The 24,710-nt window shown below is 64.5% G+C and carries 21 protein-coding genes; 16 read left to right on the top strand and 5 right to left on the bottom strand.

The window, feature by feature from the left end:
* Window positions 1-190: 190 nt before the first annotated feature.
* The 11 genes from NFI08_RS08580 (at window position 191) to NFI08_RS08630 (ending at window position 11,334) form a co-directional block, all read left to right on the top strand.
* Window positions 191-1,558, top strand: coding sequence for a Rieske 2Fe-2S domain-containing protein (locus NFI08_RS08580; RefSeq protein WP_045991435.1), 1,368 nt, complete (start codon window positions 191-193; stop codon window positions 1,556-1,558).
* A gap of 23 nt (window positions 1,559-1,581) precedes the next feature.
* Window positions 1,582-2,070, top strand: a complete 489-nt coding sequence (gene benB, locus NFI08_RS08585) for a benzoate 1,2-dioxygenase small subunit (protein WP_108131177.1) — start codon at window positions 1,582-1,584, stop codon at window positions 2,068-2,070.
* 20 nt (window positions 2,071-2,090) lie between these two features.
* Entirely contained in the window at window positions 2,091-3,110 is a 1,020-nt protein-coding gene (gene benC, locus NFI08_RS08590) for a benzoate 1,2-dioxygenase electron transfer component BenC (protein ID WP_045991437.1), read from the top strand.
* 138 nt (window positions 3,111-3,248) lie between these two features.
* Window positions 3,249-4,520 carry an ABC transporter substrate-binding protein gene (locus NFI08_RS08595; RefSeq protein ID WP_108448542.1) on the top strand — a complete coding sequence of 424 codons (1,272 nt, stop codon included), beginning with the start codon at window positions 3,249-3,251 and terminating at the stop codon, window positions 4,518-4,520.
* 90 nt (window positions 4,521-4,610) lie between these two features.
* A complete protein-coding gene (locus NFI08_RS08600; RefSeq protein ID WP_045991438.1) occupies window positions 4,611-5,471 on the top strand; it encodes a branched-chain amino acid ABC transporter permease in 861 nt (286 codons plus the stop codon).
* Between the two features lie 91 nt (window positions 5,472-5,562).
* Window positions 5,563-6,657: a branched-chain amino acid ABC transporter permease gene (locus NFI08_RS08605; RefSeq protein WP_108448474.1), complete on the top strand. Its 1,095-nt coding sequence runs from the start codon at window positions 5,563-5,565 to the stop codon at window positions 6,655-6,657.
* Window positions 6,654-7,472, top strand: a complete 819-nt coding sequence (locus tag NFI08_RS08610; RefSeq protein ID WP_108448475.1) for an ABC transporter ATP-binding protein — start codon at window positions 6,654-6,656, stop codon at window positions 7,470-7,472. The genes NFI08_RS08605 and NFI08_RS08610 overlap by 4 nt, the downstream gene beginning before the upstream one ends.
* Window positions 7,469-8,239 carry an ABC transporter ATP-binding protein gene (locus tag NFI08_RS08615; RefSeq protein WP_108448476.1) on the top strand — a complete coding sequence of 257 codons (771 nt, stop codon included), beginning with the start codon at window positions 7,469-7,471 and terminating at the stop codon, window positions 8,237-8,239. Before NFI08_RS08610 ends, NFI08_RS08615 begins: the two co-directional genes overlap by 4 nt.
* A gap of 53 nt (window positions 8,240-8,292) precedes the next feature.
* Complete coding sequence (gene benD, locus NFI08_RS08620) at window positions 8,293-9,066, top strand: benzoate diol dehydrogenase BenD (RefSeq protein WP_349588619.1); 774 nt, start codon at window positions 8,293-8,295, stop codon at window positions 9,064-9,066.
* 197 nt (window positions 9,067-9,263) lie between these two features.
* Window positions 9,264-10,490, top strand: coding sequence for a benzoate/H(+) symporter BenE family transporter (locus NFI08_RS08625; RefSeq protein ID WP_349588622.1), 1,227 nt, complete (start codon window positions 9,264-9,266; stop codon window positions 10,488-10,490).
* Window positions 10,491-10,869: 379 nt separating this feature from the next.
* Window positions 10,870-11,334: a hypothetical protein gene (locus tag NFI08_RS08630; protein WP_349588625.1), complete on the top strand. Its 465-nt coding sequence runs from the start codon at window positions 10,870-10,872 to the stop codon at window positions 11,332-11,334.
* 27 nt (window positions 11,335-11,361) lie between these two features.
* Here the strand turns inward: NFI08_RS08630 and NFI08_RS08635 are convergent, their stop codons facing one another.
* The 4 genes from NFI08_RS08635 to NFI08_RS08650 form a co-directional block, all read right to left on the bottom strand.
* The gene (locus NFI08_RS08635) at window positions 11,362-11,733 is read right to left on the bottom strand and encodes a DnaJ family domain-containing protein (protein WP_108448480.1); all 372 of its coding nucleotides are present in this window, start codon (window positions 11,731-11,733) and stop codon (window positions 11,362-11,364) included.
* Window positions 11,734-11,839: 106 nt separating this feature from the next.
* On the bottom strand, window positions 11,840-13,240 hold the full coding sequence (locus tag NFI08_RS08640) for an amidase (protein WP_349588628.1): 1,401 nt from the start codon (window positions 13,238-13,240) through the stop codon (window positions 11,840-11,842).
* A 118-nt stretch (window positions 13,241-13,358) separates the two neighbouring features.
* Window positions 13,359-14,297 (bottom strand): helix-turn-helix domain-containing protein, encoded by a 939-nt coding sequence (locus NFI08_RS08645; protein ID WP_349588631.1) that lies wholly within the window; start codon window positions 14,295-14,297, stop codon window positions 13,359-13,361.
* Window positions 14,298-14,465: 168 nt separating this feature from the next.
* Window positions 14,466-15,380 (bottom strand): LysR family transcriptional regulator, encoded by a 915-nt coding sequence (locus NFI08_RS08650; RefSeq protein WP_349588634.1) that lies wholly within the window; start codon window positions 15,378-15,380, stop codon window positions 14,466-14,468.
* Between the two features lie 262 nt (window positions 15,381-15,642).
* On the opposite strand from NFI08_RS08650, the gene salA reads away from it, so the two are divergent.
* Window positions 15,643-16,968, top strand: coding sequence for a salicylate 1-monooxygenase (salA, locus tag NFI08_RS08655; RefSeq protein ID WP_349588637.1), 1,326 nt, complete (start codon window positions 15,643-15,645; stop codon window positions 16,966-16,968).
* Window positions 16,969-17,040: 72 nt separating this feature from the next.
* On the top strand, window positions 17,041-18,363 hold the full coding sequence (locus NFI08_RS08660) for an MFS transporter (RefSeq protein WP_349588640.1): 1,323 nt from the start codon (window positions 17,041-17,043) through the stop codon (window positions 18,361-18,363).
* Window positions 18,364-18,577: 214 nt separating this feature from the next.
* Here NFI08_RS08660 and adhE read toward each other — a convergent pair whose 3' ends face one another.
* Window positions 18,578-21,361, bottom strand: coding sequence for a bifunctional acetaldehyde-CoA/alcohol dehydrogenase (gene adhE / locus NFI08_RS08665; RefSeq protein ID WP_349588643.1), 2,784 nt, complete (start codon window positions 21,359-21,361; stop codon window positions 18,578-18,580).
* Window positions 21,362-21,882: 521 nt separating this feature from the next.
* Between adhE and NFI08_RS08670 the strand changes: the two genes are divergently transcribed.
* From NFI08_RS08670 to NFI08_RS08680, 3 genes are all read left to right on the top strand, one after another.
* The gene (locus NFI08_RS08670; RefSeq protein ID WP_349588646.1) at window positions 21,883-23,346 is read left to right on the top strand and encodes an aldehyde dehydrogenase family protein; all 1,464 of its coding nucleotides are present in this window, start codon (window positions 21,883-21,885) and stop codon (window positions 23,344-23,346) included.
* A gap of 166 nt (window positions 23,347-23,512) precedes the next feature.
* Complete coding sequence (locus NFI08_RS08675) at window positions 23,513-23,710, top strand: hypothetical protein (protein ID WP_045991360.1); 198 nt, start codon at window positions 23,513-23,515, stop codon at window positions 23,708-23,710.
* A 174-nt stretch (window positions 23,711-23,884) separates the two neighbouring features.
* The gene (locus NFI08_RS08680; protein WP_240184196.1) at window positions 23,885-24,634 is read left to right on the top strand and encodes a carbonic anhydrase; all 750 of its coding nucleotides are present in this window, start codon (window positions 23,885-23,887) and stop codon (window positions 24,632-24,634) included.
* Window positions 24,635-24,710 lie beyond the last annotated feature (76 nt).

Here is a 24,710-nt window from a genome sequence, read left to right on the forward strand (position 1 = left end):
CACCGAGTGTCACGGGAATCGCTGTGATGGACAGCCCTGTGATGGATAGCCCCGAGGTAAATCGCGCCAAGCCAGACCAGGCCTGCCCTGCGGGCAGGCCGCCCCAAGGGGCCGGCGGGACGAGCGACTCGAATGAGCTGTCTGTGTGAGCCGCCCGTGTGAGCGGACCGTGATAGAGAGGAGAACAACGATGAGCAACAAACTCGATCAGATCGAAGCCCGCGTGCGTGGTGCCGTCGAGGATGACCCCGAACAGGGCGTCTTTCGCTGCCACCGCAGCATGTTCACCGACCCCGAGTTCTTCGAGCTCGAGATGAAGCACATCTTCGAGGGCAACTGGCTGTTCATGGCCCACGAGAGCCAGATCGCCGAGCCCGGTGACTACTTCACCCTGAACATGGGGCGCCAGCCGGTGGTCATCACCCGCGACAAGGAGGGCGAGCTTCACGCCCTGATCAACGCCTGCGCCCACCGTGGTGCCACCATCTGCCGTCGCAAGCAGGGCAACAAGGGCACCTTCACCTGCCCGTTCCACGGCTGGACCTTCAAGAACGACGGGCGTCTGCTCAAGGCCAAGAACGAGAAGGCCGGCGCCTACCCGGACGCCTTCAAGCAGGACGGCTCCCACGACCTCAAACGCCTGCCGAAATTCGCCAATTACAAGGGCTTCCTGTTCGGCAGCCTGAGCGACGACGTCATGCCCATCGAGGAGTACCTGGGCGAGACCATGAAGGTCATCGACAACATCGTCGACCAGGCCCCGGAAGGTCTCGAGATCCTGCGTGGCACCTCGTCCTACACCTACACCGGCAACTGGAAACTGCAGGCCGAGAACGGCGCCGACGGCTACCACGTCAGCACCGTGCACTGGAACTACGCCTCCACCATGGACCGTCGAAACTACGACGAAGGCGGCACCAAGGCGGTGGACGCCGATGGCTGGTCCAAGTCCAAGGGCGGTTTCTACTCCTACGAGAACGGCCACATGATGCTGTGGACCCGGCTGCTCAATCCCGAGGTGCGTCCGGTCTACGAGCACAAGGAGCGCATCGAGAAGGAGCTGGGCGAGGCCCGCGCCGACAACATCGTCAACCAGACCCGCAACCTGTGTCTGTACCCCAACGTCTATCTGATGGACCAGTTCTCGACCCAGATTCGGGTGCTGCGTCCGCTGGCGGTGGACCGTACCGAGGTCACCATCTACTGCTTCGCGCCCAAGGGTGAATCGGCGGAGAACCGTCGCGTGCGCATCCGCCAGTACGAGGACTTCTTCAACGTCAGCGGCATGGGCACGCCGGATGACCTGGAGGAATTCCGCGGCTGCCAGAACGGCTACAACGGTGCCCTGGCCGAATGGAATGACCTGTCGCGTGGCGCCAAGCAATGGATCGATGGTCCCGACGAAGACGCCAGCGCCATCGACATGAAGCCGCTGAAGAGCGGTGCCTCGCCGGAGGACGAAGGCCTCTACGTGCTGCACCACCAGCACTGGGTCGAGGAAATGCTGCGCGCCATCGACAAGGAACGCAGCCAGTTCATCGCCACGGCCTCAGCCTGAATCCTGCGGAAAGGAGACGAATCATGAGCATCAGCTATCACGACATCCAGGCCTTTCTTTATCGCGAAGCGCGCCTTCTGGACGAGCGCGAGTGGGACGAGTGGCTGACCCTGTACCACAAGAAGGCCGAGTTCTGGATGCCCTGCTGGGACGACGACGACACCCTGACCGGTGACCCGAACAGCGAGATATCGCTGATCTACTACCCCAATCGGGAAGGGCTCGAGGATCGCGTCTATCGGATCAAGACCGAGCGCAGTGGCGCCAGCACGCCGGAGCCGCGCACCACCCACCAGATCACCAATATCGAGGTGATGAAGGAGGAGGGCGACAGCCTGGAGGTGCGCTTCAACTGGCACACCCTGAGCCACCGCTACAAGCAGACCGACAGCTACTTCGGGGTGTCTTTCTACACCCTGGACGTGTCCGGTGACAGCCCGCTTATCACGCGCAAGAAGGTGCAGCTCAATAACGATTATATCCACCAGGTCATCGACGTTTATCACATTTAAGTCGGTGAAGGAGAACGACCATGAGCTTCACCATCGCGCTCAACTTCGAAGACGGGGTGTCGCGCTTTATCGACTGCAACGAGGGCGAGACCGTCCTTGATGCGGCCTACCGCAACAAGGTCAATCTGCCGATGGACTGCTCCGACGGCGTCTGCGGCACCTGCAAGTGCCACTGCGACCAGGGCGAGTTCGAGCTGGGTGACGAGTACATCGACGAGGCGCTGTCCGACGAGGAGCTGCACGAGGGGCAGGTGCTGACCTGCCAGATGGTGCCGTCCTCGGACTGCGTGCTGTCGGTGCCGGTGGCCTCGACCGTATGCAAGACCGAGGTCGACAGCCGTGCCTCCACGGTGGTCCACGTCGAGCCCTTGTCCGAGGACTCCATCGAGCTTGCCATCGATATCGAAGGCGAGCCGCTGAACTTCCTGCCGGGGCAGTACGTGCACCTGGAGGTACCGGGCTGTGGTGAGCACAGAAGCTATTCGTTCAGCTCGCTGCCGGGGGAGTCCCGCGCCAGCTTCCTGATCCGCAATGTGCCGGACGGGCTGATGAGCGGCTATCTGGCGGACAAGGCCAAGGCCGGTGACGCCATGGCCGTGACCGGTCCCATGGGCAGCTTCTACCTGCGCGCCATCCAGCGCCCGATCCTGATGCTGGCCGGCGGCACCGGGCTTGCTCCCTTCCTGTCGATGCTCAAGCAGCTTGCCGCGCTCGAGGCCCAGGGCGAGGGCGCAGGCCAGCCGATCCACATGATCTATGGCGTGACCAAGGACGATCATCTGGTCAAGTGCGAAGAGCTCGACGCGGCGGTCGAAGCGCTGCCCGACTTCGACTACCTGACGGTGGTCGCCGACGAGGACAGCAGCCACGAACGCAAGGGCTACGTCACCCATCACATGGACCCGCAGAAGCTGCATGACGGCGACGTCGACGTCTACCTGTGCGGCCCGCCGCCGATGGTGGATGCGGTGCTCAAGCACTTCGACCAGCAGGGCATCAAACCGGCGAGCTTTCACTACGAAAAGTTCACGCCCAACTGACGCGTCCTGCCCCGAAGCAGATCCGGCAAGGGAGACCTTTCGCCCTTGCCGACAACAGACAGCCGCAGGCCGGGGCTCCCTGTCCAGCGAGAGCCCCGCAATCTCATAACGATAATCACAACCTGACGAGACATGATCATGGCCAAGCTCACTATCGATAAAAACCTCAACACCGATAACACGCCCAGCACCGATAACACGTACAGCCGCCGCCAAGCTTCCCTGTCATCCCGGCGCCTTGGCCCGCTTGCACGTTCGCTGCAGGCCGCGACCCTGGCGCTGGCCGGTGCCGCCCTGTCCACCCAGGCCCTGGCCGAGCACGACGTCAAGCTCGGGCTGATGCTGCCGTACTCCGGCACCTACGCCGCACTAGGCGAGTCCATCACCAATGGGCTGAAGCTCGCCATCGAGCAGGAGGGCGGCAGCCTCGGTGGTCATGGTGTCGAGTACGTGACCCTGGACTCCGAGGCCAACCCCTCCAAGGCGCCCCAGAACATGAGCCGCCTGGTCAAGGGTGATGGCGTCGACGTGGTCATCGGTCCGGTCCACTCCGGCGTCGCCATGGGCATGCTGCGGGTGGCCAAGCAGACCGGCGCCATCACCATCATCCCTAACGCCGGACTCGAGGCGGCCACCAACCAGCTGTGCATGCCCAACGTCTTTCGCACCTCGTTCAGCATGTGGCAGAACAGCTATCCCATGGGGCAGGTGGCCTACGATCAGGGCCATCGCAAGATCGTCACCATCACCTGGGACTACGCCGGCGGCAAGGAAGACCTGGCCGGCTTCGAGCAGGCCTTCACCGATGCCGGCGGCGAGATCGTCGAGCAGATCCTGGTGCCGTTTCCGAGCACCGAGTTCCAGACCTACCTGGCGCAGATCGCCAGCATCGCCCCGGACGCCGTCTACACCTTCTTCGCCGGTGGTGGCGGGGTCGGCTTCGTGCGGGACTACGCCGCCGCCGGACTCAACGACAGCATTCCGCTGTATGGCTCGGGCTTCTTGACCGACGGCAACCTGGGGGCTTTGGGTGAGGCCGCCAACGGCGTGCAGACCACCATGCACTACGCCGAGACCCTGGACACACCCCAGAACCAGGCCTTCGTCTCGGCCTACCAGGAAGCCTATGGCGAGGCCCCGGACACCTATGCGGTGCAGGGCTACGACGCGGGCAAGCTGCTGGCTCAGGCCTACGCCTCGATTGACGGCGAGCCCGACCGCGAGGCGCTGATCGCGGCGCTGGAAGCGGTGGAACTCGACAGCCCGCGCGGCCCGGTGAGCTTCTCGGCCTCCCACCACCCGATCCAGAACGTCTACCTGCGCGAGGTAAGGGACGGCGAGCACCACGTCACCTCGATCGCCAGCGAGCAGCTGGAAGTTCCCGACAGCGCCTGCCCGATGAAGAGCTGAGGCGACCTTCGTTCACCGCGTCAATGACCTGGCCGAGGCGCCCGCGAATACCGGGCGCTCTCGGGCGGGCCAACGCCAAAGGAGTTCTTCATGGACCTTGCCTTCTTCGGGGTGCAGCTGCTCAACGGCTTTCAGTACGGGCTGTTGCTGTTCCTTATCGCCAGCGGCCTGACGCTGATCTTCGGCATCATGGGCATCATCAACCTGGCCCACGGCGCCATGTACATGATCGGCGCCTATCTGGCCTTCGACCTGACCCAGCGCCTCGGCAACTTCTGGTTGGCGATCCTGATTGCGGTGCCCATCGCGGTACTGCTGGGGCTGGTCATCGAGCGGCTGTTTCTCGACACCCTGTACAAGCGTGACCACCTCTACCAGGTGCTGTTGACCTTCGGCCTGATCCTGGTGCTCAACGAGGCCCAGCGCATCATCTGGGGCGGCGACGTCCACTCGGTGGCGCTGCCGGAGCCCTTTACCGGCGCCATCGCCCTGACCGACAACCTGCAGTACCCGGTCTATCGGCTGTTCGTGGCGGCGGTATGCCTGGTGCTGGCGGGGGCCATCTACTGGATCATCCGCCACACCCGGCTCGGTATCGTGATCCGCGCCGGCGCCGTCAATCGCGAGATGGTCGAAGGGCTCGGCATCAATATCCGCACCCTGTTCACCCTGATCTTCAGCGTCGGCGTGGCCCTGGCGGCCTTCGCCGGGATGATGGCGGCGCCGCTGTCGTCGATCACGCCGGGCATGGGCGACTCGATCTTGATCACCTGCTTTGTGGTGGTGGTCATCGGCGGCATCGGCTCGATCAAGGGGGCCTTCTTCGGCGCGCTGTTGATCGGCATGGCCGAGACCTTCGGTCCGGTGCTGATCCCGAGTCTCGCCAGCATGCTGATCTACCTGATCATGGCGCTGGTGTTGCTGATCAAGCCGCGCGGCCTGTTCGCCTGAGACCCGACGACAATCACCCTCCGCTCGGGCATCCCTTGCCGCCTGATCGGACCCCTTTGCAGACGGGACACCCGTCTGGAGGAGAAACACCATGTTGCATCGATATCCCAAGCGCGTGACGGTCCTGCTGCTGGCGGGCCTGGCGCTGCTGATCGCCTATCCGGCCTGGGGGCCGGCGGTATTCGGGGAGTCCAGCGCCTTCTTCATGGAGAAGCTGACCCTGATGCTGATCTTCGCCCTGTTCGCCGTCAGTCTCGACCTGCTGGTCGGTATCCTTGGCCTGGTCAGCCTGGGCCATGCGCTGTTCTTCGGCCTGGGGGCCTACACCCTGGCGATGGCCAGCCCCGACTTCAGCGCCGCCTCGCTGTGGTGGATGCTGCCGCTGGTGATGCTGGTCTCCGGCCTGGTCGCCGCCATCGTCGGCCTGCTGGTGCTGCGCACCAAGGGCATCTTCTTCATCATGACCACCCTGGCCTTCGGCCAGATGCTGTTCTACACCGTCAGCACCTCCAGCATGACCGGCGGTACCGACGGCGTCTTCATCATGTTCCGCCCGAGCCTTGCCATGGGCGAGACACCGCTGATCGACCTCGACAACCCGCTGACGTTCTTCTACTTCTGCCTGGCTCTGCTGGTGGCGGTCTACCTTATCCTGCGCGCCCTGACCCGTTCCCACTTCGGCCAGGTGCTCGATGGCATCCACGACAACGAGCACCGCATGCAGGCGCTGGGCTACGCCACCACCGGCTACAAGCTGATCGCCTTCGTGGTCTCGGCGATGATCGCCGGCGTCGCCGGCATGCTGGCGGCCATGCAGTACGGCTTCGCCAACCCGGCCCAGCTTGGCTGGCACCACTCCGGCGAGGTGCTGATGATGGTCATCCTCGGCGGCATGGGAACCATCTTCGGGCCGATCCTCGGCGCCTTCGCCTACGAACTGCTGCTGTACTTCTACGAGCACCTGACCAACCACTGGCCGATCCTGATGGGCCTGACCATCATTATCGCGGTGCTGGTGCTGCCCAAGGGCATCGCTGGGCTGCTGCTCGACCCGCCGGGGCGCCAGGCCTCGCTGCTGGGGCGGCTTGGCGGTGGCAAGGACAACTTGGCGAAGGGCAGACAGACTTCCGCCTCCGACAGCGACGGTAAAAGCGTCGGCAAAAGCGCCGGGGAGGTGTCCTCATGAGCAGCATGCTCAAGACCCGCGGGCTGACCCGCAGCTTCGGTGGCCTGCTGGCGGTCAATGACGTCGACTTCGAGGTCGAGCAGGGCGAGATCCACGCCATCCTCGGTCCCAACGGTGCCGGCAAGAGCACCCTGATCAACCTGCTGTCCGGCGAGATTCCGCCGACCCGCGGCGAGATCGAGTATCGCGGCAGCGCGATCCAGGGCAAGAAGGCCCACCAGGTCGCCCGACTCGGTATCGGTCGCAGCCACCAGAAGACCAACATCTTTCCGCGCCTGAGCTGTCTGCAGAATTGCCAGCTGGCCGCGCGTATCCACCACGGTGGCGTCATCGGCAGCTGGCGCTCGCGCCGGCGGGCCCGCGAAGTCGATGAGCGGGCGCTGGCCGCGCTGGACACCTGTGGTCTGGTGACCCGGGCCCACACGGTGTCCTCCGGCATGAGCTACGGCGAGCAGCGCCAGCTGCAGATCGCCATGGTGCTGGCCACCCAGCCACAGCTGATGCTGCTGGACGAGCCGATGGCCGGCATGGGCCGCGAGGAGACCGACCAGGTCGCCGACCTGCTCAAGCGGCTGTCTCGCGACTACACCATCGTGCTGATCGAACACGACATGGACTCGGTGTTCCGCCTGGCCGATCGCATCACCGTGATGGTCGACGGTTGCGTGCTGGAAAGCGGCGACACCGAGAGCATTCGTGCAAGCGAAACGGTGCGTGACGTCTATCTGGGACGTCACGACAGCAGCGAGGACAGGCGCCCCAGCGATAGCGTCGATATCGGCAACGGCTCCAGCAATAGCGAGGTGACGTCATGAATGTGGCGATCAAGGAGGCAGGAACTCAACGGGTGGACGCTGCCGAGGATGTCGAGTCGCCGTTGATCGAGGCTACAGGCCTGCACACCTTCTACGGCGAAAGCCATGTGCTGCACGGGGTGGACCTGACCCTCCAGGCCGGCGAGACGCTGAGCCTGCTCGGTCGCAACGGGATGGGCAAGACCACCACCTTGAAGTCGATCCTCGGCTTCGTGCCGCCGCGCCATGGCGAGGTGCGGATCATGGGGGTGGACACCCGCAAGCGCCGTCCCTGGCAGATCATTCGTCAGGGCATCGGCTACGTGCCGGAAGGGCGGGGCATCTTTCCCGGTATCAGCGTGCGCGAGCATCTGGTGATGGCCGCACGCCCGGGGGCTGACGGTCGTACCGACTGGGATATCGAGCGGGTGCTGGACACCTTTCCCCGGCTCAAGGAGCGCATCGGCCACGATGGTTCGCTGCTGTCCGGGGGCGAGCAGCAGATGCTGTCGATCGGTCGCGCGCTGATGCTCAACCCGCGCCTGTTGATTCTCGACGAGGCTACCGAAGGGCTGGCGCCGCTGATCCGCGACGAGATCTGGTCGATCCTGCGCACCATCAAGGCCTCGGGCATCGCCAGCATCATCGTCGACAAGAACATCGACAACCTGCTCGAGGTGGGCGACCGCCACCTGTTGATCGTCAAGGGCAAGGTGGTGTTCGACGGTGACAGCCAGGCGTTGAGGGCCGATCCCTCGATCCTCGATACCCACCTCGGTGTGGGCTGAGGCCACGCCGTGGCCACTTCACCCACCGCATCCGACAGCAGAAGGACAGCAACATGAAGCGATTCGAAGGACAGGTGATGCTGATCACCGGCGCCGCCCAGGGGATCGGTCGGCGTCTGGCCGAGCGGGCCGGCGAGGAGGGCGCTGCCCTGGTGCTGGTCGATCGCGCCGAACATGTCCACCAGGTGGCCCGCGAGCTTGGCGAGCAGGGAGTCGAGGTCCTTGCCCTGAACGCCGATCTGGAAACCTGGGAGGGCGCCGAGGGCGCCATCAAGAGCGCCATCGAGCGCTTCGGGCGACTGGACGTACTGGTCAACAACGTCGGCGGGACCATCTGGGCCAAGCCCTACACCCAGTATTCACCGGAGCAGGTCGAGGCCGAGGTGCGTCGCTCGCTGTTTCCGACGCTGTGGTGCTGTCGCGCGGCGCTGCCCCACCTGATCGATAGCGGCGGCAATATCGTCAACGTCTCCTCGGTGGCCACCCGCGGGGTCAATCGGGTGCCCTACGCTTCGGCCAAGGGCGGGGTGAACGCCATGACCGTGGCGCTGGCCATCGAGATGGCCGAGCACGGCGTAAGGGTCAACGCCACCGCCCCCGGCGGCACCGAGGCGCCGCCCCGGCTGACGCCGCGCAACGCCGAGCCCCAGAGCGAACAGGACAAGCTGTGGTACCAGCAGTTGATCGACCAGACCCTGGCGTCGAGCCTGATGCACCGCTACGGCACCCTTGACGAGCAGGTCGGGCCGATCCTGTTTCTGGCCTCCCGCGACGCCAGCTATATCACCGGCACGGTGGTGCCGGTGGCCGGCGGCGACCTGGGCTAGCCGGTTGATGCCGCGTGACGTGGACCCACCTTGCATCCCGCTGTACCTGCGGGGGCACCGGGACGGCGTGGTGAATCTTGTATCCTCCTTGGCCTGGCCGCGTGCCGGGCCTTTTTTGTCTTCCGTCGACGTCGCCAGGGGACCCACCAGGTGACATTCCTGGCCGTACATCGACGCCATCATCAAGGAGCCAGCCCATGCGCCGAACCGACTCCGATACCGTAACCGCACCCCAGGGATCGGCTGCAGGGTCGTCCCTTTTTCGTGACCTGTCACTGTCGGCGGTGACGGCAGGCTTTGTCGCGGTGCTGATTTCCTACTCGGGGCCGCTGGCGATCTTCTTCCAGGCCGGGGCGGCGGCGGATATCTCACCCGAGATGATGACCTCCTGGGTGTGGGCCATCTCGCTGGGGGCGGCGGTGTCGGGCATCGTCCTGAGCCTGTGGCTCAGGGTGCCGGTGGTGACGGCCTGGTCGGCGCCGGGGACGGCGCTGCTGATCACCCTGTTCCCGGAGCTGTCGCTGGGCGAGGCGGTAGGCGCCTACCTGACAGCGGCGGTGCTGATGCTGATCATCGGTGTCACCGGCAGCTTCGACCGGTTGATGGCGCTGATTCCGTCGGGCGTGGCCGCCGGCATGATGGCGGGCATCCTGTTCCAGTTCGGCCTCGGTGCCTTTGCGGCCATCGAGACCTCGCCCTGGCTCGCCGTCGGCATGTTGCTGGCCTATCTGGTGTTCAAGCGGCTGGCGCCGCGCTATTGCCTGATCCTGTTGCTGATCACCGGTGTGGTGCTCGCCGTGGTGCTGGAAGGCGCGAGTCTCGCCGGCGTCGGTGTGCACCTGGCGATTCCCCGCTTTATCGCTCCCGAGTGGACCATCACCAGCACCCTGAGCCTGGCGTTGCCGCTGGTGGTGGTGAGCCTGACCGGCCAGTTCCTGCCGGGAATGGCGATCCTGCACGCAGCGGGCTATCACACCAGGGCCCGGCCGATTCTGACGGTGGCCAGCCTGACCTCCTTCGCCACTGCCTGCTTTGGCGGCATCACCACGGTGATCGCGGCCATCACCGCTGCGCTGTGCACCGGCAAGGATGCCCACCAGGACCCGGGCCGTCGCTACGTCGCCGGGGTCGCCAACGGCGTCTTCTACCTGGTCGGTGGGCTGTTCGCCGGCACTATCGTGGCGCTCTTCACTTCCTTGCCCGGCGCCTTTGTGGCGGTACTGGCGGGGCTTGCCTTGATCGGTGCGATCACCAGCAATCTGGCCGCCATGATCGCCGCCGAGGGGCACCGCGAGGCCTCGGTGATCGCCTTTATGGTGACGGCCTCGGGCATGAGCCTGTTCGGTCTGGGCGCGGCCTTCTGGGGGGTGGTGATCGGCATGCTGGCGGTCAGATTGCTGCACGCTGGACGCGCCGCGGCCTGACGCTGGCGGTGATGCATGGTCCCAGGCCGAATGGCGCTCGAGCGTCGCGAATTCATCGATGTCAGCACCGTCGGTGAGCCTGACCTGCAGCCGTCTGATACCGCTGGATTAGTGTGCTGAAACGATCGCTGCGTCAGGGTGGGAGCGCGGGGTGACAAAGTTGCCGGCTATCATCGGCGGAGCCCTATTTGGGCGCTGTCCGAAAAGTCGACGAGCGAAGGTTAGACAAGGCAAAAATCGGTGAGAAAGCGCAGTTTACGGAGTGTAAATGAGCATTTTGATCCGATTTTTAACGCCGTATTACCGAGTGCAGGCACTTTTCAGACAAGCCCTAGGCAAAGATGTCCGCTGTACTCGCTCGAATCACCAGGAAACCGCCGTGACCCCGTATTCAAGAAGTGCTCTCGCCTGCCATGCGCTGGCGACCCTGATTCTGATCGCCTTTGGTCTGGTCTATCTCGGCCGCAGCGAATTCATGCCCTACCATGCCGCCGCCATGGGGCTCGACTGGGCGTCGGTCGCTCCAGGCACCCGACAGGTCCTGCTGGCGCTGATGCACGCCCTGGGGGGCGCCTGTCTCAGCGTGGCGATGCTGGTCGGGGTTCTGCTGTGGGGACCGTTTCGGAGGGGGGCCGACTGGGCGACCTGGACGGTGCCGCTGGCCGGCTTTGTGCTGTGTGCGACCTCGCTCTACGCTCAGGTCGGGGTCGCCCTCAGGACGCCGGCGTCGCCTCCCATGCTGCCGGTCATCGCCGCCGGTGTCTTGCTGGCGCTGGGGCTGTGGCGGTCACGGCGCTGGTGCAGGCGTGCCGTCCCGTCGAGCACCCGGTCGGACTCACGCTAGCGCACCGTACTGACGGTAACCGCAGGGTCAGTCTCCCTCCCACTTCTCCAGCAGCCGGTCATGATAGCGCCCCAGCTCAAGAAGCCGACTGGCACCCCGCCCGCTTTCGCCAAGCCGTGCGCGCAGAAGACGCAGGCGCTTCTCGCAAGCGCTTCGCTCGGCGGCTTCCTGTGTCTGCGCCAGCAGGTCTTCCACCTCACGAATCTCGCGCTGAAGCTGAAGCTCCGGGGGCAGATAGCCTGAGTTCTTCAGCAGTCGGTAGCCTGCCCGCAGCGCCTCGGGAATCATGCTGTCGTCGTCGAGTTCGATGGGCTTGCCGTGATCCGGCAGGTCGTCGAAGGCGCCTTCCTGCTGCGCCTTCTGGATACGTGCCTCGGCCAGTTGGTCGAGCAGGGACATGGGAGCACCTCGTGGCGTAAAGCGGTCCTGTTGACCCGACTTTAGGCCATCGGCGCGCTCCCATCACCCGCCACCGGGAACCTTCAAGAGAAGGAAGGCTCGAGGGCTACAGCTCTGGATGTCGACGATGCCAGTCGGTGACCTGCTGGAAGGCCCAGCCGGCGCGTACCAGCATTGCTTCGTCGAACATCGGTGCGATGAACTGGAAGGCGATGGGCCCGCCCTGCTGGCTGAAGCCCGCCGGCAGGGTAATGGTCGGGTGCCCGCTCAGATCGAAAGGACAGGTATAGCGCAGCATGCCGGAAAACAGCGCTTCATCCTCACCGAACTTCTCCATGAAGGCCATCGACGGGGCGGCGTAGGCGGTGACCGGGGCGATCAGCAGGTCGACACTGGCCAAGAGGCGATCGACCCGGCCCTTGAACTCGGCCCGGCGCAGCAGTCGTTGCTGGTGGTCCATGGCGCTCTGGGCGCGGCCCAGGTCGATCAGACCTGCAAGACCAGGGCCGTACGCTTCGCGCTGGCTGGGGAAGGTCTCGGCATGGGCGACGGCGGTCTCCACGCCGCACAGTGGCGCCCAGTCGAATACCGCCTGCTGGGTGTCGGGGAAGTCGATTTCCTCGATCACGGCATCGAGCTGTCCCAGCGTGGACACGACCTGTTCGAGGACGCCGCGGGTTTCGGTATCCACCGCTTCGATGGCCCAGCGAGGGTCGAGCCCGATACGCACGCCCTTCAGGCCTCGCGTCATGCCGGCCAGGTAATCCGGCACGGCGAGGGGAACGGCGGTGGGGTCACGTTCGTCGGCACCGGCAATAACGCCAAGCAGCGCCCCTACATCGGCGGCGCTGCGGGCGATCGGCCCGATGTGGTCCATCGAGGCCGCCAGCTCGAAGGCGCCGTGTCGGCTGACTCGGCCCCAGCTCGGCTTGAGGCCGGTGACGCCGTTGGCGGCCGAGGGGAAGCGAATCGAGCCACCGGTGTCGGTGCCCAGCGAGCCAAAGCACAGCCCGGCGGCGGTGGCCACGCCGGAACCGCTGGACGAGGCGCCTGACCACAAAGCCTCGCCCCAGGGGTTGGTGGGCGGCGTGATGTCGGGGTGGTGATCGGCGAAGGCGCCTTCGGTCTGCTGCAGCTTGCCCAGCAGCACGGCTCCGGCCTGGTCGAGGCGTGTGACCACGCTGGCCGTTTCCCGGGGCACGTGGTCACGGTGCAGGGGCATGCCGTGGGTCGTCCGGGTCCCCGCTGTCCACAGCAGATCCTTGACGGCCAGCGGAACGCCCTGAAGGGGCCCCTTGTGGATGCCAGCGGCCAGATCGCGGTCCGCCTGGGCGGCCTGTTCAAGTGCACTGTCGGCCATGACGGTGACAAAGCTGTTCAGGGTGGTATCGACGCTGTCGATTCGCTCGAGCATGGTTCGAGTGACCTCGACGGCGCTCAGTTCCCTGGACTGGATTCGACGGCCGACCTCGATAAGGCCGTCAAAGTGCAGCGGATGGTCTGTCATTGTTGTCATCCTGATGGTGAGAGAAGACGCTCACCTTCAGGGTAGGCAGGGCGTGGGACTCAGGTTTGCCTGAACGGGCCAAGCGTTGGCCCGAGAGGGCCAGAGCGAGCTGGTGGGGTCACATCGTCCCGGGTGCGTGGCGACCTGCTTGCAGCAAGGTAGAGGGCGGATGACCGTAGGCCTGACGGAAGCTTCGGCTGAAGTGGGAGACACTGGTGAAGCCATGCTCCAGGGCGACCTCGGTGACGCTGCGGATACCACCTGCCCGCAGGGTGGCGCGACTCTGCTCCAGGCGAATCGCCCACAGTGCTGCCATGGGTGTGTGACCGTGCTGAGCGAACAGCCGGGTGAGGGTGCGCCGAGAGACATGGTTGTCCCGGGCGATGCGATCGAGGCTCAGGGACGGGTCCCGGTGCTGTTGTTGCAGGTAGTGACAAAGGCGTCGGTAGAGCACGTCATTGCGACTGTCGCCAGCGCCGCCCAGCCCCTCGAGCACCAGAGCCGCCAGATCGACCATCGCCTCGCCGAGCCCGATCGACGAGGCTTCGGCGTCCAGCCGGGCGCCGTCTCGGATCAACGCCTTCAAAGAGGTGGCGCCGGGCAAGGTCGCCGGGATAGGTCGCGCGGTCAGCGGCTCGGTGGAGGTCAGGCGACGCATCAAGGGCGCCCGAGGAAGGCGCACAAGATGAAGCGCGCTGGCGCTCAGGCACCATTCGAACGGGCGGCAGGCATCGTACAGCACCAGGTCGCCGGGCCCGATGGCGATACGCCGCTGATCCTGGTCGAGTCTGGCCGTGGCGTTCTCGAGAAAGCCGAGCCACAGGTCATCGTCGCTGTCGCGGGACAGGTGGTGTGACTGCCGGCGCCAGCGGTGGGAAGAGGCGGCCATGGTACTGATGGCGACGTCGCCGTATTGCCTGACGTTGAGACTGCCATGGAAGGGCCGTTCGTCGAGGCATTGGCTGTCGGCTGGAATGCAGTGGCTGCAGACGACGTCGTGCCAGAAGGCGAAGCGCTCTCGGGAGTCGATCTGTCGGGTGGTAAAGGCGGCCGTCATGCGGGTGTCCTGTGGGGCGGGCACGGGGGCTCGGAACCCGCCTTTGTCTCGACACTATAGCGCAGGCGGGCCAGCAAGCACTCCATGGCAGTGGCAGCCAGGGGGCATGTTCCTGGGAGAGGCCAATCGGCGAGGGACTGTGATGGTTTGGCATAGGCGCATCTTGCCTCATGTTTCACCATCGAACTCGGCAAAGAGTTCATGAACAAGGCTTCTCAGCCACTGGTTGGCGGGGTCCTGATGAAATCGGCGGTGCCAGAACAGGTTGATCGGCAAGGGCGGAAAGTCCAGTGGGTGGGCGCGGGTCACCAGGCCAAAGCGCTCGGCGGTGGCCTCGGCCAGCTTGTCGGTCACCGTCACCACCAGATCGGTGCTGGCGATCACGAAGGGTACCGTGACGAAGTGGGGCATACGCAGGCACACCGGGCTCGGTACACCGGCCTCGGCCAGCACGTTGGCGATCGACTCGTGGCCTGTCCCCTGGGCATCGATCAGGACGTGGCGGGCGCACAGGAAGGCCTCGCGGGTCAGCTCACCTTTGGCCAAGGGATGGCCCTGGCGCATCAGGCAGACATAGCGCTGGGTGAATAATCGACGCTGGTAGAAGCCGGCACCCAGCTGGGGAATCAATCCGACGGCAAGGTCGATTTCGCCGTCCTCCATGCGTCGCTTCAAGTTGTGGCCTCGCACTGTCTCGAGGCTGACGCCGGGCGCGGCCTTCTCCAATGCTTCGAGCAGGCGTGGCAGAAAGACGATCTCGCCGATGTCGGTCATCGACACGGTGAAGCGCCGGTCGCTGGCGGTGGGATGAAAGTCGCGCGCCAGATTGAGCCCGCGCTCCAGCTGTAACAGGGCGTCCTCGACCAGGGGGTGCAGGCGATTGGCGTAGGGGGTCGGTGCCAGCCCGCTCGAGGTTCGCTCGAACAGTTCGTCGTCCAGCAAGGTACGCAGGCGTTTCAGCGCGTGGCTGACGGCAGGTTGGGTGATGCCCAGTCGCTCGGCCACCCGGTTGAGGTTGCGCTTGCGGTGGATCAGGTCGAAGACCACCAGCAGGTTGGTATCGATATCGCTCAGACGGAGCATGGATGGGACTCCCGGGGGGCGACATTGGCCAGAATAGTTCGGTGAGTTTGCCTCAGTATGCCGTGAGAATGTGGCGATCCACGGTTAGACCTAAGTCCCCCCGCAGGCCGAAATCCGGCGCAACCAGCTGACGTGGCGCCATATTCATACGGTTGATGGGAGACATGATCGTGGCTTTGTGGAGCCAAGGGGGGCGTCTTTCTAAGGTGGGGGCTCTAGATGGCTCGCCCCATGTCGAGACGACCTGCAGAGGAGCTTCACCATGACCCAGCCAGATCAAGCCTCCCAGCAAACACACGCCTTCTCGCACGCTCGACTGAGGGTGGCGGTCGTCGGCGGTGGCATCGGCGGCGTCGCCCTGGCCATCGGCCTTGGCCGCGCCGCGGACCTGAATGTTCGCCTGTATGAAGCGGCCAACGCCTTCTCCGAGATCGGCGCCGGCGTTTCCTTCGGGCCCAACGCGGTGCGTGCCATCGAGCGCCTCGAGCTCAAGGCGCCATATTCCGATATTGCCGATGGCTCCCCGGCGCCCTTCGAGGATGTCTGGTTCGAGTGGCGGCGCTGGCATGACGACAACTACCTGACGGCCTCCCTGGCCCCTGGCTGCGGGCAGTCATCGGTGCATCGTGCCGACTTTCTCGATGCCATCGTGGCCCATCTACCGGAAGGTATCGCCCAGTTTGGCAAGCGCCTGGCGTCCGTCGATCAGGACGATCACGGGTGCCGACTCGAGTTCACCGACGGCAGCCACGCCGAGGCCGATATCGTGATCGGCTTCGATGGCATCAAGTCGGTGGTGCGCGAGCACGTGTTGCCTCCGCAGCAGTACGGCTATCTGGGGCCTCGCTACAGCGGCACCGAGGCCTATCGCGGGATGATCGAGACCAGCGCCCTGGCCCAGGCCTTCGAGGCGGCCGGCGTCGAGCCGCGCCTGGCGCGGGTGCCGCAGATGTACCTGGGCCCGGATCGCCACCTGCTGACCTTTCCGGTCAAGGGGGCCGAACTCGTCAATGTGGTGGCCTTCGTCACCGATCGCCGCGCCACGCGCTTCACGCCGGCGGGGGACGCGCCCTGGGTGGTCGAGACCAGCCAGCAACAGATGTTCGATGACTTCCCCGACTGGGGACCGGCGACCCGGACGATTCTCGGGCTGATCGAGGCGCCTACCCGCTGGGCGCTGCACGATATCGCGCCGCTGCCGCACTACCGGCGCGATCGGGTCCTGCTGGTGGGAGACAGCGCCCACGCCATGCTGCCCCACCAGGGGGCGGGTGCCGGACAGGCGCTGGAAGACGCCTATGTGCTGTCTGAGCTGCTTGCCGACCCGCGCTGTGATCGTTCCAGTGTCGAGGACGTCTTGGCGGCCTTCGAGACGGTGCGACGGCCTCGTGCCAGCCGAGTGCAGACCACTTCCTTCGAGGCTGGAGAGCTCTACGAGTACGCTGCGCCGGGAATCGGTGATGACGAGGCGCGTATCGCCAGAGAGCTGGAGCAGCGCTTCGACTGGCTGTGGCAGCACGACCCCGAGGACGACGTGATCGCCTCTCGCCGGCAGTTGGGCTGGGCCGAGGCGAAAGCCGAACGCTGAGCGTCCTTGCGGCCATGGGCCCAACCTTCGGATCGCAACGCCTTCACAACGACAACAATACAGGAGGTCTCCATGACCACCACCGCTGACGAGTTTCTGGCCGAGCGACGCTTCGGTCGCTTTCAACGCCACCTGCTGATCTGGTGCTCCCTGATCATCGTGTTCGATGGCTACGACCTGATCATCTATGGTGTGGTGCTGCCATTGGTGATGGAGCAATGGCAGCTGACCAGCATCCAGGCGGGCCTTCTGGGAAGCTCTGCACTGCTTGGCATGATGGTCGGCGCGATCACCTTCGGCACCCTCGCCGATCGCCTCGGGCGCAGGGTTATCATCCTGTCGTGTCTGGCGCTGTTCAGCGTGGTCACGGTGATCAATGGCCTGGCCACCACCCCGACCCAGTTCGCGGTGTGTCGCTTTATCGCCGGATTGGGGCTTGGCGGGGTGATGCCCAACGTGGTCGCGCTGGTCACCGAGTATTCACCGAGGCGGCTGCGCACCACGCTGGTGGCGATCATGTTCAGCGGCTACTCCATCGGCGGCATGCTGTCAGCGGGCCTCGGCATCCTGATCGTGCCTCGCCTGGGCTGGGAGATGATGTTCTTCCTGGCGGGGGTGCCGCTGCTGTGCCTGCCGTTCATGTGGCGCCACCTGCCGGAGTCCCTCGACTATCTGGTGCGCAAGGGACGCCATGAGGAGGCCGAGCGTATCGCTCAGCAGCTGACACGGCAGGAGGGCCTCGATGCCATCCCGCGCCTCGCGGCCAGCGAGGAGGCCGACGCCAAGGCGCCTGTCGCCGCGCTGATGCAGCCCCAGCGCCGCGTCAGCACGCTGATGTTCTGGTTGGCCTCCTTCATGTGCCTGCTGATGATCTACGCCCTCGGTTCCTGGCTGCCGACACTGATGACCATGGCCGGCTATCCCATCGGCAAGAGCCTCGGCTTTTTGCTGGTGATGAACCTTGGCGCCATCGCCGGCGCCATCGGTGGAGGACTGGCGTCCGACCGACTGTCGCCACGGCTGGTGCTGATCGTGTTCTTTGTTGCCGGCTCCTGCGCCCTGGCGCTGCTTGGGCTGAAGAGCTCGACGCTGGTGCTCTATGCCCTGGTTGCCGTTGCCGGCGCGGCGACCATCGGCGCCCAGATCCTGATCAACGCCTACGTCGCTCAGTACTACCCGCCGGCCATTCGCTCCACCGCGGTGGGATCGGCGCTGGCGGTGGGCCGCGTCGGAGCCCTGGCGGGGCCGTTGGTCACCGGCATGCTGCTGTCGCTGTCGTTGCCCCACGCGGTCAATTTCGCCGCCTTTGCGGTGCCGGGACTGATCGCACTGGTGGCGGTGTCGCTGATCGGACGCCCGTCCACGGCAACGACCGCCTCGCCGCACACCGGCTAGACGACGGGGCCGCACCGTGCAGCTGGACCGGCAGTGAGATCCGCTGGTCCAGCACGCGGATGACGCCCTGAATTCAAACAACAAGAGAAACCCCCGCGAGATCGCTCACGCGGGGGCTTTGGTAATGGGTCGCTTGCGCTTGACGGTCGATCAAGACCGTCAGGCGGACCCCTTTCGATCAAGCCCTGCCAAGGGCTCTGGCGCTAGCTTGGACTCAGGCGTCGGCCTTCTCCTTTTTCTTCTTGCGGCCAGCCGGCTTGCCGGTGGGTGTGCTCGCTTCGTCCTTGGTGTTCTGTCGGGCCCTTTCTGGGGCCTTGGCAGGGTCATCGGCAAGCGCCCGGGCCGGCGCGCGCGCTTCGCTCTTCTTGATCACGGTGGTGCCGGCGAAGGTCTCGCCCTCCACGTAGACCTCTCCGTAGTAGGACGCTCGCAGCACTTCCTTGAGCTCGCTGATCAAGGGATAGCGCGGGTTGGCGCCGGTGCACTGGTCATCGAAGGCCTCTGCGGCCACTTCATCGAGCTTGGCCAGGAAGTCGGCCTCGGGGACGCCGGCGTCCCTGATCGAGGCGGGGATGTCCAGCTCGCGCTTGAGCTCATCGAGCCAGTTGATCAGTCGCTCGACCTTCTGGGCGGTGCGGTCGCCGGCCTGGGACAGCCCCAGGTGATCGGCGACCTCGGCGTAGCGGCTGCGCGCCTTGGGCCGGTCGTACTGGGAGAAGGCGGTCTGCTTGGTCGGGTTGTCGTTGGCGTTGAAGCGCACCACGTTGGTAATCAGCAGCGCATTGGCCAGACCATGGGGCAGGTGGAACTCGGCGCCGAGCTTGTGGGCCATGGAGTGGCACACGCCGAGGAAGGCATTGGCAAAGGCCATGCCGGCGATGCTGGCGCCGCTGTGGACCTTTTCGCGGGCCACGGCGTTGCGCTCGCCCTCACGGTAGCTGGCAGGCAGGTACTGTTTCAGCAGCTTCAGCGCCTGCAGCGCGTGACCGTCCGAGAACTCGTTGGCCAGCACCGAGACGTAGGCCTCCAGCGCGTGGGTCACGGCGTCATAACCCCCGAAGGCGGTCAGCGAGCGGGGCATCTTCATCACCAGGTTGGCATCGACGATGGCCATGTCCGGGGTCAGCTGATAGTCCGCCAACGGGTACTTGATGCCGGTGGCGTCATCGGTGACCACCGCGAAAGGCGTGACCTCGGAGCCGGTTCCGGAGGTGGTGGGGATGCACACCAGGCTGGCCTTTTCGCCCATGGTGGGGAACTGGTAGATCCGCTTGCGGATGTCCATGAAGCGCATCGCCAGGTCCTGGAAGTGCACGTCAGGGTGTTCGTACTTGACCCACATGATCTTGGCGGCGTCCATCGGCGAGCCGCCACCGAGCGCCAGGATCACGTCGGGCTGGAAGCTGGCCATGGCCTCGGCGCCCTTGTCGACGATCGACATGGTGGGGTCGGCCTCGACGTCGTAGAAGGTGTGGACCTCCATGCCGAGGCCCTTGAGCAGGGCCATCAGCTCATCGGCGTAGCCGTTGTTGAACAGGAAGCGGTCGGTGACGATAAAGGCGCGCTTCTTGTCCTTGAGGTCGGTCAGCGCCACCGACAGGCTGCCGCGACGGAAGTAGATCGATTCGGGGAGCTTGTGCCACAGCATGTTTTCCGCCCGGTTGGCCACGGTCTTGGTGTTGATCAGGTGCTTGGGACCGACATTTTCGGAGATCGAGTTGCCGCCCCAGGAACCGCAGCCGAGGGTCAGCGAGGGCGCCATGTCGAAGTTGTACATGTCGCCGATGCCGCCGTGGGAGGTGGGGATATTGACCAGGATGCGCGCGGTCTTGAGGCGGTCGCCGAAGTAGCGGATACGTGACTGCTGGGTGTCCTGGTCGGTGTAGAGCCCCGAGGTGTGGCCGATACCGCCAAACTCGACCATGGTGCAGGCCTGGTCCACCGCGTCCTCGAAGGAACTGGCGCGGAACATGCCGAGCGTCGGTGACAGTTTTTCGTGGGCAAAGGCGTCGTCGATGCTGACCCGCTCGCCCTCGCCGATCAGGATCTTGGTGTCGGCCGGTACCTCGATGCCGGCGAGTCCGGCGATGGTCGCCGCCGACTGGCCGACGATGGCGGCATTCAGTGCGCCATCTTTCAACAGCACCTGACGGACCTGGTCGGCCTCGTCGGCGGACAGCAGGTAGGCCGCGTGGGAGGCGAAGCGTTCACGCACCTCGTCGTAGACCTCATCGAGTACGATCACCGCCTGCTCCGAGGCGCATACCACGCCGTTGTCGAAGGTCTTCGACATCAGGATCGAGGCCACCGCCCGCTTGATGTCAGCGCTTTCGTCGATCACCACCGGCACGTTGCCGGCGCCCACACCGATGGCCGGCTTGCCCGAGGAGTAGGCCGCCTTGACCATGCCGGGCCCGCCGGTGGCCAGGATCAGGTTGATGCCCTCGTGCTTCATCAGGGCCTCGGACAGCGCCACCGAGGGCTGGTCGATCCAGCCGATGATGTCCTGTGGTGCGCCGGCGGCCACCGCCGCCTCCAGCACCAGCTTCGCGGCAGCGTTGGTGCAGTGACGTGCGCGTGGGTGGGGCGAGAAGATGATGCCGTTACGGGTCTTCAGCGAGATCAGCGCCTTGAAGATGGCGGTGGAGGTGGGGTTGGTGGTGGGGATGATGCCGCAGATCAGGCCCACCGGCTCGGCGATGGTCATGGTGCCGGCTTCATCGTGGGTAGCGATGACGCCGCAGGTCCTGTCGTCCTTGTACTTGTTGTAGATGAACTCCGAGGCAAAGTGGTTCTTGATCACCTTGTCCTCGAGCACGCCCATGGCGGTCTCTTCCACCGCCTGGCGGGCCAGCGGTATGCGGGCCTGGTTGGCGGCAAGCGAGGCAGCGCGAAAGATCGCATCGACCTTCTCTTGAGAGAAGCTGGCAAAGACCCGTTGCGCGGCCTTGACCCTGGCGACGAGGGCGTCGAGTTCAGCGAGGTTGGTAACAGCCATTATTGGCCTCCAATAGCGTGACAAAGGAAAGAAAAGCGACCTGCGAAACCTCCTCGGTGTATACGGTGCCTGCTGCTCGGGCCTTGGCAAGCTGGTGGCTCGGGCGTCGGCGGGCATAAGGCTCGTGTGGCGGCGAGCATAAGGCTCGGGCGTCGGCGAGCATAAGAAGCAAAGCGGCTTGAAAAGTGGCTTGATGTCTTCCCGTCGAGATTCAGTCTATGGCTGTCTCGATTCAGCTCTGCTGACAGGGGTCAGTTTTGTCGCCGGTATTCCGCTGATTCGAACATCATGATGATCGCAAGCATCAGCCCGGCCTATCCGTGGGCTGGGGTAGGGAGGGCGCTTCAGCCGAGCCCCCTGTGGAGGAGGAGAGGTAGGCTCCACCTCGGTCAGGAGAGGCCATTGGCAATAATGTCAGGACACAAATCGTCACTCCGACGGGTCTTGCGACCCGAGTGATGGTTGACTAGCCTTGTGTGACGATAGTTGGACGAAAGCTATACAGAACGAAAGGAGTCGTTATGTGGAGCCTCAAGGATCTTCATCTGCAGCCGATCGCCGGTGAATGGAGGGCTGGAAGTTCCGGCGAGTCGCTCAAGGTGATGGACCCCTACCACCAGAAACAACTGGTGGAGATCACCCAGGCAGATTGCTCCGACGTCGAGCGTGCCTTTGATGCGGCCGACCGAGCGCAACGGCAGTGGGCGGATACCAGCGCTACCCACAGAGCGGCTGTACTGCTCCGTGTCGCCGAACTGATGGAAGAGCGCAAGGATGAACTGGTCGAGTGGATCATCCGCGAGTCGGGCAGCACTCGCATCAAGGCCGAACTCGAGTGGAACAATGCCTGGGAGATGTCGCTCGAAGCCGCCGCCATGGCCACTCGCGTGCAAGGTACCACTGCCGCTTCGAGCGTCCCGGGCAAGGACCATAGGGTCTATCGCAAGCCGCTGGGCGTGATTGGCGTGATCAGTCCCTGGAACTTTCCCTTCCACCTGACCCAGCGCACCATCGGCCCCGCCCTTGCGCTGGGTAACGCCGTGGTGCTCAAGCCTGCCAGCGATACCCCCTTGACCGGTGGATTGCTGCTGGCACGGCTTTACGAGGAAGCGGGGCTGCCGAAGGGGCTCCTCAGTGTTCTGGTTGGTGCTGGCAGCGAGCTCGGCGACCCGCTGGTCGGACATCGGCTCGCCAAGCTTATCTCCTTCACCGGTTCCACCGAGGTGGGCCGACAGATCGCCAAGGGGGCGGTCGGCGGAGAACATATCAAGCCAGTGGCACTGGAACTCGGCGGCAACAGTCCCTTTGTGGTGCTCGATGACGCTGACATCGATCGGGCCGTACGGGCGGCGGTGGTCGGCAAGTTCATGCATCAGGGCCAGATCTGCATCGCCATCAACCGTATCATCGTCGATGCGTCGATCCACGACGCCTTTGTCGAGCGCTTCGTCGAGCGGGTCAAGGGGCTCAAGGTCGGGGACCCCTCCGACGCACATACCGTCATCGGACCGATCATCAACGATCAACAGCTAGACGGGCTGAAGGACACCATCGACAGGGCCCGTGAGTCTGGTGCCCGGGTGGCGCTCGAGGGCTCTCTTGAAGGCCCTTGCCTGCATCCCTGGGTGTTCAGCCACGTCAGCGAAGAGATGGACCTGGCCTGCAACGAGATCTTTGGTCCGATCGCCGGCATCATCAAGGCCGACGGTGAGGCCGAGGCGATACGCATCGCCAATGCCACCGAGTATGGCCTCTCCGCAGCGGTCTTCAGCGGTTGTTCGGCGCGCGGCGAACGGGTGGCACGCCAGATAGAGTCGGGAATGGTGCACGTCAATGACATGCCGGTGAACGACGAACCACACATGCCGTTCGGTGGTGAGAAGAATTCCGGGATCGGCCGCTTCAACGGTGACTGGGTGCTAAACGAGATGACAACCGTGCAATGGGTCAGCGTCCAGCACGAGCCTCGCGACTATCCCTTCTGATGGTTTCCCTCGGATACGGTGCGAAGCGCGTGCCGCCTGCTAGAGTCAAGTAGACTTAGGGTTGTGGATTGAACCCTCTGTGAGCGTCCCTGGACCCTGGCCAGGGTCAACCGACAGCGCTAGGGTGAAAGGGAATCACGACCAACGTCTTAGACAAGGAGATGTTATGAAAAACAGCATGATGCGTCGTTTCGGAATGGCTTTCGTGATCGCGATGATGGCGGGTGGTCTGGCCGCCTGCGAAGAGGAAGGCCCTGCCGAGCAGGCCGGCGAGGAAATGGATCAGGCGGTCGAGGATGCCGGTGAGTCCATGGAAGACATGGGCGAAGAGATGGAAGAGTCGGCCGAGGAAGCCACCAACTGATGTGACAGGCGTCACCGTCAGCGGCGCTATGCCGAGAGAGGCAGCGTGAAGGACGGGTCTGCTCACACTGACCTTGTGGGTCGGTGATGTCGCCTGTCTTCGCCGCTGAGGAGTATCAGGATAAGAGGTCTGTCCCCAGGGGCAGGCCTTTTCTGTGTGCAACGGAGTTGTTTCATGATCAAGCGGATCAAGATCGCGGCGGCACTGAGCGGCCTGATGATGTCCCAGGCAGTGATGGCCGCCGCGCCCGAAACGTCACACTGGTCCTACACGGGAGACACGGGACCTGCCTACTGGGCTGACATCGACGACGACTTCAGTATGTGTGGCCTAGGTCGCAACCAGTCGCCCGTCGATATCGATGGCGCTATCGATGCCGAACTTCCACCGCTACAACTTGACTACGCGACCACCGGGACCAGGGTCTTCAACAATGGCCACACGGTGCAGGTAGCCTCCCCCGAGGGCAACACGCTGACGCTTGATGGGGATCTCTTCATCCTGCAGCAGATGCACTTTCACGCGCCTTCCGAGCACACGGTAGACGGACGCCGGTTCCCGCTGGAAGCGCATCTGGTGCACAGCGACAAGGACGGCAACCTGGCGGTAGTCACGGTGCTGTTCGAGGAAGGCGAGGAAAATGCAGCATTGCGCTCGCTTGCCGATAGCCTGCCAGATACCGCCGGTGAACGTGCCGACGTAACCGATACCGTGAACTTCACGCAGATGTTGCCGGCCCAGCATGACTACTATCGCCTGAACGGTTCCTTGACCACTCCACCCTGCTCCGAAGGCGTCCGCTGGGTGATCATGCAGAGCACGCAGGATATTTCATCTGATCAGGTCGAGTCGTTCTCTGCTGCGATCGGGGACGCCAATAACCGGCCGCTGCAGCCTCTGAATGCCAGAGTGCCACTCAAGTAGTTCCGTCTCTCGACAACACCTTGTCACATGGTGATAAGCATCGCTCCCGGACGTCGTCGGCGCTGCTGCGCTGGGT

Source organism: Halomonas sp. EF61 (assembly GCF_040147045.1).
Classification (GTDB): domain Bacteria; phylum Pseudomonadota; class Gammaproteobacteria; order Pseudomonadales; family Halomonadaceae; genus Halomonas; species Halomonas litopenaei.